At 61.3% G+C, this 14,317-nt stretch carries 17 protein-coding genes; 8 read left to right on the top strand and 9 right to left on the bottom strand.

Going from position 1 to position 14,317, the window contains the following annotated elements:
* Positions 1-346: 346 nt before the first annotated feature.
* Positions 347-1,159: a DUF2189 domain-containing protein gene (locus FJ934_RS04965; protein ID WP_140607542.1), complete on the top strand. Its 813-nt coding sequence runs from the start codon at positions 347-349 to the stop codon at positions 1,157-1,159.
* A gap of 53 nt (positions 1,160-1,212) precedes the next feature.
* Here FJ934_RS04965 and FJ934_RS04960 read toward each other — a convergent pair whose 3' ends face one another.
* The 9 genes from FJ934_RS04960 to map all read right to left on the bottom strand — a co-directional run bounded on the left by FJ934_RS04960 (position 1,213) and on the right by map (position 9,583).
* Entirely contained in the window at positions 1,213-1,686 is a 474-nt protein-coding gene (locus tag FJ934_RS04960) for an aminoacyl-tRNA deacylase (RefSeq protein ID WP_140607541.1), read from the bottom strand.
* A 106-nt stretch (positions 1,687-1,792) separates the two neighbouring features.
* Complete coding sequence (locus tag FJ934_RS04955) at positions 1,793-2,191, bottom strand: cytochrome C oxidase subunit IV family protein (protein WP_140607540.1); 399 nt, start codon at positions 2,189-2,191, stop codon at positions 1,793-1,795.
* 9 nt (positions 2,192-2,200) lie between these two features.
* A complete protein-coding gene (locus tag FJ934_RS04950) occupies positions 2,201-2,920 on the bottom strand; it encodes a heme-copper oxidase subunit III family protein (protein WP_140607539.1) in 720 nt (239 codons plus the stop codon).
* A 13-nt stretch (positions 2,921-2,933) separates the two neighbouring features.
* A complete protein-coding gene (locus tag FJ934_RS04945; protein ID WP_140607538.1) occupies positions 2,934-3,638 on the bottom strand; it encodes a cytochrome c oxidase subunit 3 in 705 nt (234 codons plus the stop codon).
* Positions 3,635-5,404: a cytochrome c oxidase subunit I gene (gene ctaD / locus FJ934_RS04940; protein WP_140607537.1), complete on the bottom strand. Its 1,770-nt coding sequence runs from the start codon at positions 5,402-5,404 to the stop codon at positions 3,635-3,637. Before ctaD ends, FJ934_RS04945 begins: the two co-directional genes overlap by 4 nt.
* A gap of 20 nt (positions 5,405-5,424) precedes the next feature.
* A complete protein-coding gene (locus FJ934_RS04935; protein ID WP_140607536.1) occupies positions 5,425-6,306 on the bottom strand; it encodes a cytochrome c oxidase subunit II in 882 nt (293 codons plus the stop codon).
* Between the two features lie 541 nt (positions 6,307-6,847).
* Positions 6,848-7,618 carry a hypothetical protein gene (locus FJ934_RS04930; RefSeq protein WP_140607535.1) on the bottom strand — a complete coding sequence of 257 codons (771 nt, stop codon included), beginning with the start codon at positions 7,616-7,618 and terminating at the stop codon, positions 6,848-6,850.
* A 320-nt stretch (positions 7,619-7,938) separates the two neighbouring features.
* On the bottom strand, positions 7,939-8,700 hold the full coding sequence (gene radC, locus FJ934_RS04925; protein WP_140607534.1) for a DNA repair protein RadC: 762 nt from the start codon (positions 8,698-8,700) through the stop codon (positions 7,939-7,941).
* Between the two features lie 55 nt (positions 8,701-8,755).
* Entirely contained in the window at positions 8,756-9,583 is an 828-nt protein-coding gene (map, locus tag FJ934_RS04920; protein WP_140607533.1) for a type I methionyl aminopeptidase, read from the bottom strand.
* 276 nt (positions 9,584-9,859) lie between these two features.
* Between map and FJ934_RS04915 the strand changes: the two genes are divergently transcribed.
* The 7 genes from FJ934_RS04915 to FJ934_RS04885 all read left to right on the top strand — a co-directional run bounded on the left by FJ934_RS04915 (position 9,860) and on the right by FJ934_RS04885 (position 14,313).
* The gene (locus tag FJ934_RS04915; RefSeq protein ID WP_140607532.1) at positions 9,860-10,192 is read left to right on the top strand and encodes a hypothetical protein; all 333 of its coding nucleotides are present in this window, start codon (positions 9,860-9,862) and stop codon (positions 10,190-10,192) included.
* A 114-nt stretch (positions 10,193-10,306) separates the two neighbouring features.
* A complete protein-coding gene (locus FJ934_RS04910; protein WP_140607531.1) occupies positions 10,307-10,543 on the top strand; it encodes a hypothetical protein in 237 nt (78 codons plus the stop codon).
* Between the two features lie 186 nt (positions 10,544-10,729).
* Positions 10,730-11,026, top strand: coding sequence for a DUF982 domain-containing protein (locus FJ934_RS04905; RefSeq protein WP_140607530.1), 297 nt, complete (start codon positions 10,730-10,732; stop codon positions 11,024-11,026).
* 117 nt (positions 11,027-11,143) lie between these two features.
* The gene (locus FJ934_RS04900; RefSeq protein ID WP_246671434.1) at positions 11,144-11,458 is read left to right on the top strand and encodes a DUF6074 family protein; all 315 of its coding nucleotides are present in this window, start codon (positions 11,144-11,146) and stop codon (positions 11,456-11,458) included.
* A 91-nt stretch (positions 11,459-11,549) separates the two neighbouring features.
* A complete protein-coding gene (locus FJ934_RS04895; RefSeq protein WP_140607528.1) occupies positions 11,550-12,359 on the top strand; it encodes an autotransporter domain-containing protein in 810 nt (269 codons plus the stop codon).
* 280 nt (positions 12,360-12,639) lie between these two features.
* A complete protein-coding gene (locus FJ934_RS04890; protein ID WP_181165520.1) occupies positions 12,640-13,866 on the top strand; it encodes a pilus assembly protein TadG-related protein in 1,227 nt (408 codons plus the stop codon).
* Positions 13,867-13,872: 6 nt separating this feature from the next.
* Entirely contained in the window at positions 13,873-14,313 is a 441-nt protein-coding gene (locus FJ934_RS04885; protein ID WP_181165519.1) for a TadE/TadG family type IV pilus assembly protein, read from the top strand.
* Positions 14,314-14,317: the final 4 nt, after the last annotated feature.

The raw sequence follows: 14,317 nt of genomic DNA, 5'->3' as shown, positions 1-14,317 counted from the left end.
CGGCCGGTCGGCACGTGCCGTGCTAAAGACGCTTATAGAGCTGTCGCGATCGGATCGATTTTGCTTCGCCGACCTGCGGTTGGGAAAGGATCATGCGCCAATCCAAGTGGTACAGCGTCTTTGCGTGCGTAAAAAAGGGTGCGCGGCGCTGCATAAGCATATCGAAGAAGGGCCGCCAGAGGCAGCCGAGCCGCTCGGTCCTCCTATCCTTGCCAACAACGGGCGACAAGCCCCGCGCAAGAGAGTATGTTGATGGCGGTGTAGGTCGCGGTCTTGTGTGGCCAGTCACGCAGACGACAGCACCGCCAAAACCGCGACCTTCCGGACCCGGTCTGGAGGAACGGTCATGGCAAGCTTTCATGTGATAGCAGGCGCCAGCGAGACGCTGGAACATACCAAAATTCGGAAAATCGGTGTTTCCGACCTTTTCGACGCGCTCAAACGGGGCGTCGATGATTTCATGGTCAAACCATCGCATATCGTCTTTCTCTGCCTGATCTATCCGCTCGTGGGCGTCGTGCTCGCCGCTTGGACTTCAGGCGCCAATGCTTTGCCGTTGTTGTTTCCGCTGGTTTCTGGTTTTGCGCTGATTGGCCCATTCGCGGCGATCGGCCTCTATGAAATCAGCCGTAGACGGGAGGCCGGACTCGACACCTCCTGGCGGCATGCATTCGAGGTCAGGAATTCTCCGGCGCTGCCGGCCATCGCGGCGGTCGGGATCATGCTGTTTGCGATTTTCATCACCTGGCTTTTGACGGCGCAGATGTTCTACCAATACCTTTTCGGCCCGGCTCCGCCGGAATCGATATCCAGCTTCATCAACGCAATATTCGCCACCGGACGTGGCTGGACGCTGATTATCCTGGGACATGCCATCGGCTTCATCTTCGCTGTGGTGGTGTTGTGCACGACGGTCATCGCTTTCCCATTGTTGCTTGATCGCGATGTCGGCGCCTATGAAGCGATCCACACCTCGGTGCGCGTGGTCCTGGCGAACCCGATCGTGATGGCCGTCTGGGGGCTGATCGTGGCCGTCGGCCTGATCATCGGCTCGCTGCCAGTATTCGTCGGGCTCGCCGTCGTGCTGCCGATCCTCGGTCACGCCACCTGGCATGTCTACCGCAAGGTTGTGGAGCCGCCCGCCAGACCGGCGAGTTGAGGAAGTTTCGCATCGCTCCGGCCAGGGTGCCGGGGCGAGTTTTGATCGAGCCGTCAGTAAGCCCGGTGACTGAAGCGGGCTTGGTGCGCGCCCATGGTCAGGTTGCGGAAATCCTTGCCGCTGACATGCACCAGTGTTCTGTGGTCGCCGCCTTCGAAGTAGATGTCGGCGGCATCGCCAAGGCTCTCATCGACAATCACCGGCACGTCGTAGGCTGCGCCGATCGGCGGGATGGCACCGGTGTCGCAATCACCGAAGAGCGAAATCACCTCGTCTTCGGAGGCGAGCCCGAGACGCTTGTCCATGACGTCTTGCAATGTGCCGAGTTCGATCCTGTGCGTGCTGGGAACCACGGCCAGCGCATAGCCGAGCTCGTGGTGAACAACCACCGATTTGGCCATTATGCTGCCGGGTATATGCGCGGCAATGGCAGCCTGTCTGCTGGTGGATGTGCGATGGTGGGCGACAGTGTCGTATGAGATTCCCTTCTGGTCGATAAAATCCTTCAGTCTGGCTGCGATCGTCATCTTGGCCTCCCTTTTGCCGGAGTTCATGACGCGTGGGGAAACGAGGGAAATTATTCTCCCAATTCGTTTCGGATACAAAAAATGGACCAGCTGCTGATGGTTCGCGTCAGGGCCCGGCTCCGAAAAACGCCAGCCGCGTGAAAAGCGTGTAATCCGCTTCGAAGACCATCATTGTCACAAACACCAGGACCAATATTGGCGGCAAGATGATGGCATACGCCAAAGCCAACCGTTCCCAAGCCATGTGCATGAAGACGGCGACGATCAATCCTGCCTTGAGGATCATGAAAATCAGGATCAGCGACCATCTGAGATAGCCGTGGAGGCCGAAATAGTCGACCAAGTAGGAGCAGGTGCTGAGGATGAACAGCCACGCCCACACCACCAGATAGAGTTTGATCGGGTGCTCCTGGTGAACCTCCGTATAGGCGATGCGAGTCGCCGGCGCTTCGTGCGCGGCGTGAAGTGCGTCTTGCCCGAGGCCGTTTGCGGTTACTTCAGCCATGTCTGCCTCTCACCAAAGATAGAAGAATGCGAAGATGAATACCCAGACCAGATCGACGAAGTGCCAGTACAGCCCCATGATCTCGACGTTCTCGTAGTGACCCGTGCGGCTGGTGAAGAAGCCGCGCCGTCCGATGTCGTAGTCTCCGCGCCAGACCTTGCGCGCCACGATGATCAGGAAGATCACACCGATGGTCACATGCGTGCCGTGGAAGCCGGTAATCATGAAGAAGCATGAGCCGAATTGCGCGGCACCCCAGGGATTGCCCCAAGGCCGCACCCCTTCGGTGATCAGCTTGGTCCATTCGAAAGCTTGCATGCCGACAAAGGTCGCACCGAGTGCGGCAGTCAGAAGCATGAGAATTGCCGTCTTGCGGCGGTCGCGGCGGTAGCCGAAATTGACTGCCATGGCCATTGTTCCGCTGCTGGAGATCAGCACGAAGGTCATGATGGCAATAAGGATCAGCGGGATATCCGAGCCGCCGATACGGAGCGCAAAGACCTCGCTCGGATTGGGCCACGGCACGCGTGTGGAAATGCGCGCGGTCATGTAGGAGAGCAGGAAGCAGCCGAATACGAAGGTGTCGCTGAGCAGGAAGATCCACATCATGGCCTTGCCCCAGGACACGTTCTTGAACGCGCGCTGATCCGAGGACCAGTCGGCGGCAATGCCTCGCCAGCCTGCTGGCCGTGGCTCCGTCTGGCCGATATGTGTCAGTGTCTGTGCCATGCGCTTGATCCCCTTAGGTCAGCAACAGCCGGCAAATGTCGACGAACGTCGCGGCCCAGCCGGCCAGCAGGGCGAAGATGGCAAGCCAGAGGAAAAGCAGGAAATGCCAGTACATGGCACATAGCTCGACGCCGAGGCGAAGCCGCTCCGGCCGCGCTCCAGTCCAGGCGCTGGTGGTGGTTCTGCCCAGACCCACCAGCCCTCCCAATATGTGCAGGCCATGCATGCCGGTTATCAGGTAGAAGAAACTGTTGGCCGGATTGGAGGCCAGAAAATAGCCGTCGGCGGTCAGCTGCCGCCATGCCATGAGCTGTCCGATCAGGAAGGCGAGCGCAGTCAGCCCGGCCGTGGCAAGGCCGAGCCTGACCGTGTCGATCTGGCCCCTGCGCGCCGCGACCGAGGTGCATTGCAGGGCTATGCTGCTCAGGACCAGCACGCCGGTGTTGAACCAGAGCAGCCGCGGCAGCGGCAGCGGCTGCCAGTCTGGCACCGCCATCCGCATGAAATAGGCGCTGGTAAAGAGCGCGAAAAGACAGCCTACGACGGCGAGGAAGACGCCGAGGCCGATCTTGGCGGTTGGCAGCGTTGACCGGTTGAGGGCGACAACATCCCCGGCCAGACCTTGCTCGAGCCATGGCTTCGACATCAGCCCCTGATGTGAAAGCCACCATCCGGCAAAGCCGGCGACGACGAACAGGAAGACTATGATGACGCTCATGCCGGCTCCCTCGATGGGCCGAAGGAGCCCGGCATGTTCTGCGGGATGAAATCCTCTTTGGCGCCCGGCACGCTGTAATCATAGGCCCAGCGATAGACGATCGGCAGGTTCTTGCCGAAATTGCCGTGGGCCGGCGGTGTTTGCGGCGTCTGCCATTCGAGGGTCGTAGCCCGCCACGGATTGCCGCCGGCCTCGCGGCCGTGCCGGATGCTCCAGATCAGGTTGAACAGGAACACCATTTGAGCAAAGCCGACGATGAACGCCATGATGCTGATGAACGAGTTCAGGTGGCGGGCCGACTCGGTCATGATCGTCATGTCGGTCAGTTCAGCGTAGCGCCGCGGCACGCCCATCAGGCCGAGATAGTGCATGGGGAAGAAAATCAGGTAGGCGCCGAGGAACGTGACCCAGAAATGGAACCGGCCCAACGTCTCGTCGAGCATCCGGCCTGTGACCTTCGGGTACCAATGGTAGATCGCGCCAAAAACCACGAGGATCGGGGCGACACCCATGACCATGTGGAAATGGGCGACGACGAACATCGTGTCGGACAGTGGAACATCGACGACGACATTGCCGAGAAACAACCCGGTCAGCCCGCCGTTGACAAAGGTGACGATGAAGGCCAGGGCAAAGAGCATAGGTATGGTGAGATGGATGTCGCCGCGCCACAGGGTCAACACCCAATTGTAGACCTTGATGGCTGTCGGAATGGCGATGATCAGCGTCGTGGTGGCAAAGAAGAAGCCAAAATAGGGGTGCATGCCGCTGACATACATGTGGTGCGCCCAGACCACGAAGCTCAGCGCACCGATGCCGACGATGGCCCAGACCATCATCCGGTAGCCGAAGATGTTCTTGCGGGCATGGGTGCTGATCAGGTCGGACACAATGCCGAAGGCCGGCAGCGCCACGATATAGACCTCGGGATGGCCGAAGAACCAGAATAGGTGCTGGAACAGGATCGGACTGCCGCCATTGTGCTGCAGTTGCTGGCCCAGCTCTGAGATTGCCGGCATGAAGAAGCTGGTGCCCAGGACGCGGTCAAGCAGCATCATCACGCTGGCAACGAACAGCGCCGGAAAGGCGAGCAGCGCCATGACGGTCGCAGTGAAGATGCCCCAGACGGTCAGCGGCAGGCGCATCATTGTCATGCCGCGCGTGCGGCCCTGCAGCACGGTCACCACGTAGTTCAGGCCGCCCATCGTGAAGCCGATGATGAACAGGATCAGGGAGGAGAGCATCAGGATGATGCCCCAGTCCTGGCCGCCTGGTGTGCCGCTCATAATGGCCTGCGGCGGGTAGAGCGTCCAGCCGGCCCCAGTCGGTCCGCCGGGCGCAAAGAAGCTCGACACCAGGACCAGCACGGCGAGCAGGTAGATCCAGTAGCTCAGCATGTTGACATAGGGAAAGACCATGTCGCGCGCGCCGACCATCAGTGGGATCAGATAGTTGCCGAAGCCGCCAAGGAAGAGGGCGGTGAGCAGGTAAATCACCATGATCATGCCATGCATGGTGATGAACTGATAATAGGCTTCCGGGGTGATGAAGTTGAACGTACCGGGGAAGCCGAGTTGCAGCCGCATAAGCCAGGATAGCACCAGGGCGACCAGGCCGATTCCCGTTGCTGTCGCCGAATACTGGACGGCTATGACCTTTGCGTCCTGCGAGAAGACGTATTTCGTCCACCAGCTGTGAGGATGGTAGAGTTCCACTTCCGCGACTTCGGCCGGTGGGATTCCATCTGCTGGCGTGATGTCGACCATGGGAACACTCCGTGTTCTTTTCAGCGAGACCCGACCGTTTCGAGCTTTGCTGCAACGTTCAAACCGGACGCCGTCGTGCCCGATGCCTGGTCCGCCGAGCCCGTTTTCTGGGGTGCCGACAGCTGCGCGAAAGTCTGCTGCTGACCAAGCCAGGCCAGGTAGTCTTGTTGCGTGTCGACGACGACCACACCATGCATCAAAGGATGCCCTTGGCCGCAAAGTTCGGCGCAAAGGACCTGAAAGGTTCCGGTCTTGGTCGGGGTGAACCAGAAATAGGTGACCGAGCCCGGGACCATGTCCATCTTGGCGCGGAATTCCGGCACAAAGAAATCGTGCAGCACATCAATGGAGCGAAGCAGCATCTTGACCGGTTTGCCGACCTGCAAATGCAGATCAGCGGCTTCGACCACGACATCGTCCTGACCATTGGGATCGCCGGGGATGATCCCCAGCGGATTATCGGCACTGACGTCGCGGGTCTCCGACGTGCCGAGCTTGCCATCCTTGCCGGGCAGGCGGAAACTCCATTGCCATTGCTGGCCAATGACCTCGACCTCGGTCGCGTCGCTTGGAACGGTAACAAACCGGCTCCAGACGAACAGGCCGGGAACCAGTAACGTCGTGACCCCAACCGCGGTGACGATCGTTAGCCACGATTCGAGCCGCTTGTTTTCCGGTTCGTAGGCAGCCCGGTTGCCTTCCCGATGACGGAAGCGGAAGACGCAATAGGCCATAAATAGAACCACGGCGGCGAAGACGACGCCGGTGATCCAGAAGGTGATGATGATGGTGTTGTCGATATAGTCCCAGTTCGAGGCAATCGGCGTCCACCACCATGGGCTCAGGAGGTGAAACGACACTGAGCCCACTACAATCAAAACGAGTACAAGCGCTACGGCCATGTCCCGTCCCTCCGGCATTCCAGGGGCGCGAAGCCGTCCCGAAAAATACCAGCCGCATCATAGCTCGATTTGGGGTCGCAATTCCAGAGCCGACTATCTTGACGGGAAAAAATGCAGCTTTTGCCCTTCGAGACCGGCAATTCCCCAGGTCGGCACCAGGTCCTTTATCATGGAATGGCGTTTCTCCGCCCAACGATGATCTGGTCATGCGGTAATGTCTTGCCGCTTGGCCGGATCGACAATCTCCATGGTCATCCCGGTATCGGCACACGACGGCGTCGGGCGCCGGGTTGTCCATCAACCGGGTCGAAGGACGGGAGGATCTTCAACCATCAGGGTTGGCGACGGTTTTCGCGCTTGCGCTGGCGGAAAAGTATCTCCGATTTCGTGGGAAGATGTCCGGCGGGACAGGTGCGCGGGACAGCGGCAGACGGACTTCTTTGGCCAGTTTTCTTCCCAAGGGCCAGAAACGGCAATGCCGCCGGGGGAAGGCCCGGCGGCATGTTTCTTGGCTGGCTATCGCCACTTCGGGCGCGATGCGCTACGGCGTCGTCCCCGCTTGGATCGTGGCGGCCGCCTGATCGATCTTGCCGGCAAGGACGCCCTGGGCCCAGGCACTGACCTGGGCATCGACGGGCTTGTTGGCCATACCCGCCAGTGCTGCGTCATGCGATGTCTGATCGGTGCCGACGGCCGCCGCGGTGGCTGCCGCCTCGGCCTGGGCCGCCGCCGCATTGTCGGCGTCGACGATGGCCTGCTGTGCGGTGATCTGGTCTTTCACAGCCTGGATCTGGGCAGTCGTGGCTGACGAATCCGCCTGCAGCGCGGTCAGCTGCGCGTTCAGTGTATCCAGTTGGGTCTGGGCTGTGGCCGCTGTCGCGGCCGCCGCGTCAGCCGCGGCCTGGGCGACCTTGGCTTTCGCGGACTGTGTCACATACGCCTGAATGGCAGCGAACTTCTTGCTCTTGGAATTCATGTAAGCGTTGATATTGCGCTGCAGCGAGTTCAGCCGGCCGAGCTTGGCATGTATGTTCTTGTCGTTGGGCACGGACGCGACCTGAGTCGTATCGACCGTGGTGTCGGTCGTTGTGTCCGTTTCCGTCCTGGCCGCATGCCCTGGAGCCGACGCAGACTTGCCATGCGAAGCGCCACTGTTGCCATTGCCATTACCCTTGCCGCCGCCGTTGCCTTGGCCGCCGCCGTTGCCGCCGGCATTGCCCCCGCCATTGCCATGCCCGTTGCCGGCGAGCGCCGGGGACGCAAGAAGCGCCAATGCGGCAAGTACCGCGAACAGAGTTTTTCGGTTTGTCATGGTGTCTCTCCTCGGGAATCGCCACTCCGCCCAACCGCTAGAACAAGCCTCGTGTGAGAAATTGCTAAAAGTACAGAATAAACTTTGGCTAAATGTGTTTCCAATCCGTTGGCCGCATCCAGAAAACGCCGTAACCTCCTGAGATTGCTTCAAAATCGGTGCAGTAAAACTGCTGCTGTACTGAAGTCCCATACTGGCCGGACGATGGTCCTAGCCATCACCCCCAGCGGCAAGGCAGAAGTTGTGGGCTGGTTTATGGGAAACGCGCTGAATTGTTGAAAGCCTGGCCGCGGCCCGATGCGCCATGCCAGCCACATGCGCTAGATCAGCAGCAGACCCTTCATGCTGGAATGGCCTTTTCGCCCGATGATGATGTGGTCGTGCACGGCGATGCCCAGCCGCTTGGCGGCGTCGACGATCTCCTTTGTCATCTCGATGTCGGCGCGTGAGGGCGTCGGGTCGCCGGAGGGATGGTTGTGCACCAGGATGATCGCGGTCGCCGACAGTTCGAGCGCCCGCTTGACCACTTCTCTGGGATAGACGGGTGTGTGGTCGACAGTGCCGGTCTGCTGCACTTCGTCGGCGATCAGCGCGTTCTTCTTGTCGAGGAACAGGATGCGGAACTGCTCGCGTGCCTCGAACGCCATGGCCGAGCGACAGTAAGCGAGAAGCTGCGTCCAGGACGACAGGACTTCGCGGCCATGGACTTCGCCGCGCGCCATGCGCTGCGCTGTCGCGGCGACGACCTTCAGGTCGAACGCCACCGCCGGGCCGACACCCTTGACCTCCTGCAACAGGTTGACGGGCGCGCCAAGCACCTCGGCCAAAGTGCCGAAGCGCGCCAGCAGCGCCTTGGCGGCCGGCTTGGTGTCGGCGCGCGGGATCAGGCGGAAGAGCAGGAGTTCCAGGAGTTCATAGTCGGGCAGGGCATCCGGACCAGCGGATGCAAAGCGCTCGCGCAGGCGGTCGCGATGGCCGAGATAGTGTGGTTTCTCCTCGGGCACCGGCCTGGCTTTCGGCGCGGGTGGTGCCGGCACCTCGGAGAAGAAACTCCGCTCGTCGTCGTCGCTGACTTTCCCCATGCGCCCCCGCATCCGGCAATCGATCGGGCAAACAGCCGCCCGACATGTCAAAATATCAGGCCGGCAGGCCGGGGCGGTCGAGCTTTGCGGGCGAGAGCGTGAAAATCTCGCAGCCCGCGTCGGTCACGCCGATCGTGTGCTCATATTGCGCCGACAGCGAGCGATCGCGCGTCACCGCCGTCCAGCCATCCGACAGGACCTTCACATGCGGCCGGCCGAGGTTGATCATCGGCTCGATGGTGAAGATCATGCCGGGTCGCATTTCCACGCCTTCACTGGCGTTGCCATAGTGCAGGATGTTGGGCGCATCATGGAACAGCTGGCCGACGCCATGGCCGCAGAAGTCGCGCACCACCGAGCAGCGTTCCGCCTCGGCATAGGTCTGAATGGCGGCGCCGATGGCGCCGGTGCGGGCACCCGGCCTGACCGCGGCAATGCCGCGCATCAGGCATTCATGGGTGACCTCGAGCAGGCGTTCCGCGGCGCGCTTGATGGTGCCGACGGGATACATGCGCGAGGAGTCGCCGTGCCAGCCATCGAGGATATAGGTGACGTCGATGTTGACGATGTCGCCATCCTTCAACGGTTTGTTGTCTGGAATGCCATGGCAGACCACGTGGTTGATCGAGGTGCAGGACGATTTCGTATAGCCGCGATAATTGAGCGTCGCTGGCAGCGCGCCATGGTCCATGCCGAATTCAAAGACGAAACGGTCGATGGTATCGGTCGTGACGCCGGGAGCGACCATAGGCACCAGCTCGTCCAGGCAGCGCGCGGTGAGGTCGCATGCCTTGCGCATGCCGGCAAACCCTTCCTCGCCATAGAGGCGGATCTGGCCGGTATTTCTGAGCGGTGCCGTGGCGGCGTCGAGATAGGTGACCATTTTGTCCGTGTAGAAGGTGGGGCGCTGCAGGAGTGCTGGCGTGAAAGTCCCCCAGATTTGGCACTTGGGGGCAAAAGGTTCAAGGAAGAACTGCCTGATGCCGGCCGAGTGGGCGGGATATTCGTCTGGTCGGGGTGATCTCTGCTCGGTTTTGCACGGCTTGCTTTCCTTTCCGCCCATCGTGGGTTAGGCCGGGTTATGTTTTGGAGATCGCCTCCTTCACGCAAGTGCGCCAGATCGCTTGAAGCACTACTGACGGCAGCCTGCTCATGTCTGATGGGCCTGGTCCTGCTGGCGATGCTGTGCCTCGGCCGGCCTGATGTGCCCATCTTCGCGGACCCTGCACAGGGCGGCGCCAGCGTTGGTCTGGAACGGTCGGGCGAGGCGGCGGCGCTGCTGCGTGTCACCAACAAGGCGCAGGCGCTGGAGGTTCGCGGCGCCCGGCCGGTGCTGGCCAAATCCGCCAGCGGCCATCCGGCCCTGCCGGCGCCGCAAGCTGCCTTCTTTCGGTTCGATCCGATATTACCCGCCGTATTTATTGCCGACCATGGGGGCGCGCCCAGCATCAGCAGCAACCAGCCGCGCGCGCCGCCGTCCACGCTGGTCTGAGCGGTCCAGGACCGCAGGTTTCACAATCATTTCCCATGCCATTCGTGTCGCGACCCGTGCGGCGGCCGTCAGCCGAGCATTGGTGGCGCGGCGCGTCATTTCCGGATCAATTCAATGCAACGGATCAAGACATTCAAAAGCCTGTCGCGAGCGGCTTCGGCCGCCTCATTCCTCTCCGTCCAGGCGCTCATCTGCATCGGAACCGTTTATTGGGCGATCGCCGAGGCGCTCTATTTGTCCGGAGCCGGAGCGCTTGTCCTTGGCGTCCTATTCGCATTGCCGTCGGCGTATGTTCTGCTGACCGTGGTGCGCATGGCCTTCGACGCGGAGACCGACCCGGCCAACCAGTGATCACGCCGCCCGGGATATATGGGGAGACCTGCCGGGCCGCTCGGCGCCGGTAGGTCTTTCGTCCGCCCGTTGCGGCAAAACGGTCGCTTCCGCAGTGACGACACATTTGCGTGGCACCAACAGGCCAAAGCAACTTTTGACGACGAACGGCGTTGCTTGGGGCGACGCCAGTTCGGGAGATGTCAGATGGACAGATTGCAATTCGAGGTGCCGGTGCGGATCGCGCCAGGATCCGGCTTGCCCGTCGAGGAGATCTACAGCGTCGAGCAGGCGCTCGATTTTCTCCAGGACTGGCCGGCACGCCGGCAGGGACCGGTTTATCAAAAGGCTTTCAATGCCTGCTTCGGCGCCACGGTGGATGTAGTCAAGACCGAGGATGCCTGCCGAGCATTCATGGCGTTCTGCCGTGTCACCGGACTGATGGCCAGCGACATGATGGCGCCGCGCAAGCGTGGCGGTGAGGCCAGGGTGCTGCAGGCCTGAGGTCCGCTCCGTCTATCCCGATCACACCAGCTCGACTTGATTGCACATGACGATCCGGCGACCGGATCGTCTCGATGGCGGCGTTAAGCTTCCGTTTCCATCTTCGCGGCTAGGCCATTGTTTGTTCAGCAATGGTTGATTCGTTGCGTCAGTCTCATGGTTCGGAAGATGTCCCCAAAAAAAGTCCGTGCATTCCCGATCGACCGTCAGCTATTCTTGGTTAAAGAAGTTGCAGCCAATCTCGGCAATCTGCACGGCGAGACCGCCACCTCCTTCTGGAGGGCAAAAGCGGTCGAGTTGGTTGATCTCGTCGTCGGATCCGGCAGGGACAGGGCGGCAGCCAGTGACGAAGTACGCAGGTTTTTCCTTGCCGTACAGAGAGAACTTTCGGCGGGCACGATCGCCGAAGCGACACCAGTTCTTTCGGCCTGAAGTAAATCCAACCGCCGATAACTTCACGCTATTTGCAACGATAGCGCACGAAACCGCGGGCGGCAATTCCGGCGCGGTTTCCGGCGATCCGATGGTCGGCAGCGCCGCGCTTGGCTACAGGTCCGGCAATTTCGCCGTCGGCCTCGACTCGCAGGGCGATCCCGACACGCTGATGGGCTTCGCGCTTGGCGGCATCGCGGGATCCTTCTCGGTGCCGGACCGCGAGACTTCGGGCAACATCATCGGCGGCCATGCCGGAGCCTATGGTGCGCGCAAATGGGGCCAGTTCTACATCAACGGCTCGCTGGCGATGGATCTCTACAGCAACACGACCGACCGCTTCACCTCGGTTCCGGGCGCATCCGGTCCGCTCAATCCCGTGCCGGCGATCACGAGGGAGCACTGGACCGGTGATTTCATGAGCGCCGGCTTCGGCACCAGCCTCGAGGCCGGCTGGCGGCAGCCGATCGGTGCCGGCGCCATCACGCCGTTCGCCGGGCTGCAATTCCAGGCGCTGTCGATGCAGGCCTTTTCAGAAAAGTCGGCCAGCGACGGAGCGCTCGGCCTCGACTTCGACAGTCGCACGGTTATCTCGCTGCCGGTCTCGCTCGGCCTGCAGCTCGACACGACGGTCGCCGTCGGCGGGACGACGACGCTGCAGGCCTGGGGCCGCGCGGCATGGCAGCATGAGTTCAAGCCGGACCGCTCGGTGGAACCCACCTTCCAGGCAGCGCCGGGCTATGCCTTCGTCGTCCAGGGCGCTAGCGCTGCCGAGGACGCGGTCGCCGTCAACGCCGGCGTCAAGCTGAACTGGGCTCCAACACATCCGTCTTCGCCAGCTTCGATGGCAAGTTCGCCGACCGGGTGCAGACCTATGGCGGCAATGTCGGGTTCAGGGTGAACTGGTAGGGGGACGGCGTCGCTACGAACCAGGCTGGCAGCTCTGAGACTCGCCTTCACTGCCCGCATCTTGCCTTCGTGACGGCTGTCCCGCTCGAAAAGCATGGCCATGCCATAATGTCGTCTGTCGGACCTTGGTCCCAAGTTTGCTGGACAAAAGTCCTATCGTGCGCCGATCGGCCGACGAAAATTCTTTCTTTTTGAGGCCAATAAGCCATCGATCAAAAAATGAACCGAACTTTTTAGCCGTTCGTTCATATGTGCATGTCTTCTAATTTCTCATGACTTTCAAACGCTTCACCCGAATTCGGCTTATAGCGGACGGTATACGCCGGGGTACGAGCGCGAATGTTGCCACCATCTTCGCCCTGACCTTACCGATCGTCGTCGGCGCCGCGGGTTTCGGTATCGAGACGTCCTACTGGTATTACAACAGCCTCAAACTTCAGGCGACGGCCGACGCCGCGGCCTATGCCGGCGCGCTCGAACAAATCTCGGGGTCCGACAAGCCGACGATCACCGCAGCCGCGACCCAATCGGCCGCCTCCAATGGGCTGGGTTCCGGCACGATTGTCGTCAACACGCCGCCAGCGTCCGGACCGAACACGGCGAAGAAAGCGGTCGAGGTCATCGTCAGCCAGAACCTCGATCGGATGTTCACCTCGATCTTTACGCGGGGCCAGGTTCCCGAACAGGCGAGGGCGGTGGCGCTCATCACCAATGCCTCGAAGGCCTGCGTGCTAGCGCTCGATCCATCCGCATCGCAGGCTGCGCTGTTTTCAGGCAACACCAGCGTGAAGTTCACCGGTTGCTCGGTGATGTCCAATTCGATCGCCTCGGATGCCATCAAGCTCCAGGGTTCGGCAGGCCTCCAGGCCGATTGCCTAATAACGGCGGGCGGCGTCTCTCTCAATAACCCCGTCACGACAGTTTGCGCAGCCCCGATCACCCAGGCGTTGCCTGCCGCCGATCCATTCGCCGGCCTGCCGGCTCCTGCGGCCACCAACCCCTGCCAGAACAGCAACAAAGCGACGCTGGCGCCGGGTACGTACTGTAATGGGCTCAGTCTCAGCGGCAGCGTCGCACTCCAGCCCGGCGTCTATGTCGTTCAGGGCAATCTCAAAATAAACGCCAACGCGGCCATCACTGGCACCGGGGTGACCATCTTCATGTCGGGCAGTTCGACGGTCAGCATAAATGGCAATGCCTCTGTGCAGCTCAGTGCGCCGACTTCGGGCACCTATTCAGGCGTTCTGTTCTATGGCGACAGGACAGGTAACAGCGCATCCAGCACCTTCAACGGCACGGCCGACTCGCTACTGACTGGGGCCATCTACTTTCCAAAACAGCAGGTCAGCTATCTCGGCAATTTCTCGGGCAACAGCGGCTGCACCCAGGTCGTTGCCAACACGATCCAATGGTCCGGAAACTCAACCGTCAATCAGGATTGCACGAGCCTTGGCCTGCACGATATTCCGGCCACGCAGTCCGTGGCGCTGGTCGAGTAGCCTGCCGTGGAGCGTCGATCGATCTCGTATCTTAAAGATGAGGCGGGCACTGCGGCCGTCGAGTTCGCAATGGTTCTGCCCTTTCTGTGCGTTGCGCTGCTCGGCATCCTCGACGGCTGGTCCTACGTGACGAGTTCACTGTCGATGCGCGCCGGCGTCAAGACTGCCGCGAACCTGGTCATGGCAGGATCGACCAACGATACGGCGACCCAGGCCGTTGCCATTTCGAGTTGGGAGAAGCGGCCGGCGGATGGCCAGGTCACGCTAAGCCGGATTTACATGTGCGGGGCGACCGTGGTCGACGCCGCCACCCTGTGCAGTGGGCCCAAGGCGCCATCGGTCTATGTCCAGATCCAGGCGTCGGCCACCTGGGTGCCGCCCTTCACCTTCGGCGTCTTTTCCACGTCCAGCGTCATCGGCCACCTGGAGGTGATCCGTGTCCGCTAGAGCC

Origin of the sequence: Mesorhizobium sp. B2-4-12 (assembly GCF_006441575.1) — a bacterium.
Lineage (GTDB): Bacteria > Pseudomonadota > Alphaproteobacteria > Rhizobiales > Rhizobiaceae > Mesorhizobium.
The sequence above is the reverse complement of the archived record's forward strand: the minus strand, read 5'-3'. Positions and strand labels throughout refer to the sequence as shown.

Excerpts from the sequence above, each read along its gene's own strand:
- FJ934_RS04965 (WP_140607542.1), top strand. The coding sequence starts at position 347 with ATGGCAAGCTTTCATGTGATAGCAGGCGCCAGCGAGACGCTGGAACAT.
- FJ934_RS04960 (WP_140607541.1), bottom strand. The coding sequence starts at position 1,686 with ATGACGATCGCAGCCAGACTGAAGGATTTTATCGACCAGAAGGGAATC.
- FJ934_RS04955 (WP_140607540.1), bottom strand. The coding sequence starts at position 2,191 with ATGGCTGAAGTAACCGCAAACGGCCTCGGGCAAGACGCACTTCACGCC.
- FJ934_RS04950 (WP_140607539.1), bottom strand. The coding sequence starts at position 2,920 with ATGGCACAGACACTGACACATATCGGCCAGACGGAGCCACGGCCAGCA.
- FJ934_RS04945 (WP_140607538.1), bottom strand. The coding sequence starts at position 3,638 with ATGAGCGTCATCATAGTCTTCCTGTTCGTCGTCGCCGGCTTTGCCGGA.
- ctaD (WP_140607537.1), bottom strand. The coding sequence starts at position 5,404 with ATGGTCGACATCACGCCAGCAGATGGAATCCCACCGGCCGAAGTCGCG.
- FJ934_RS04935 (WP_140607536.1), bottom strand. The coding sequence starts at position 6,306 with ATGGCCGTAGCGCTTGTACTCGTTTTGATTGTAGTGGGCTCAGTGTCG.
- FJ934_RS04930 (WP_140607535.1), bottom strand. The coding sequence starts at position 7,618 with ATGACAAACCGAAAAACTCTGTTCGCGGTACTTGCCGCATTGGCGCTT.
- radC (WP_140607534.1), bottom strand. The coding sequence starts at position 8,700 with ATGGGGAAAGTCAGCGACGACGACGAGCGGAGTTTCTTCTCCGAGGTG.
- map (WP_140607533.1), bottom strand. The coding sequence starts at position 9,583 with ATGGTCACCTATCTCGACGCCGCCACGGCACCGCTCAGAAATACCGGC.
- FJ934_RS04915 (WP_140607532.1), top strand. The coding sequence starts at position 9,860 with ATGGGCCTGGTCCTGCTGGCGATGCTGTGCCTCGGCCGGCCTGATGTG.
- FJ934_RS04910 (WP_140607531.1), top strand. The coding sequence starts at position 10,307 with ATGCAACGGATCAAGACATTCAAAAGCCTGTCGCGAGCGGCTTCGGCC.
- FJ934_RS04905 (WP_140607530.1), top strand. The coding sequence starts at position 10,730 with ATGGACAGATTGCAATTCGAGGTGCCGGTGCGGATCGCGCCAGGATCC.
- FJ934_RS04895 (WP_140607528.1), top strand. The coding sequence starts at position 11,550 with ATGGTCGGCAGCGCCGCGCTTGGCTACAGGTCCGGCAATTTCGCCGTC.
- FJ934_RS04890 (WP_181165520.1), top strand. The coding sequence starts at position 12,640 with ATGACTTTCAAACGCTTCACCCGAATTCGGCTTATAGCGGACGGTATA.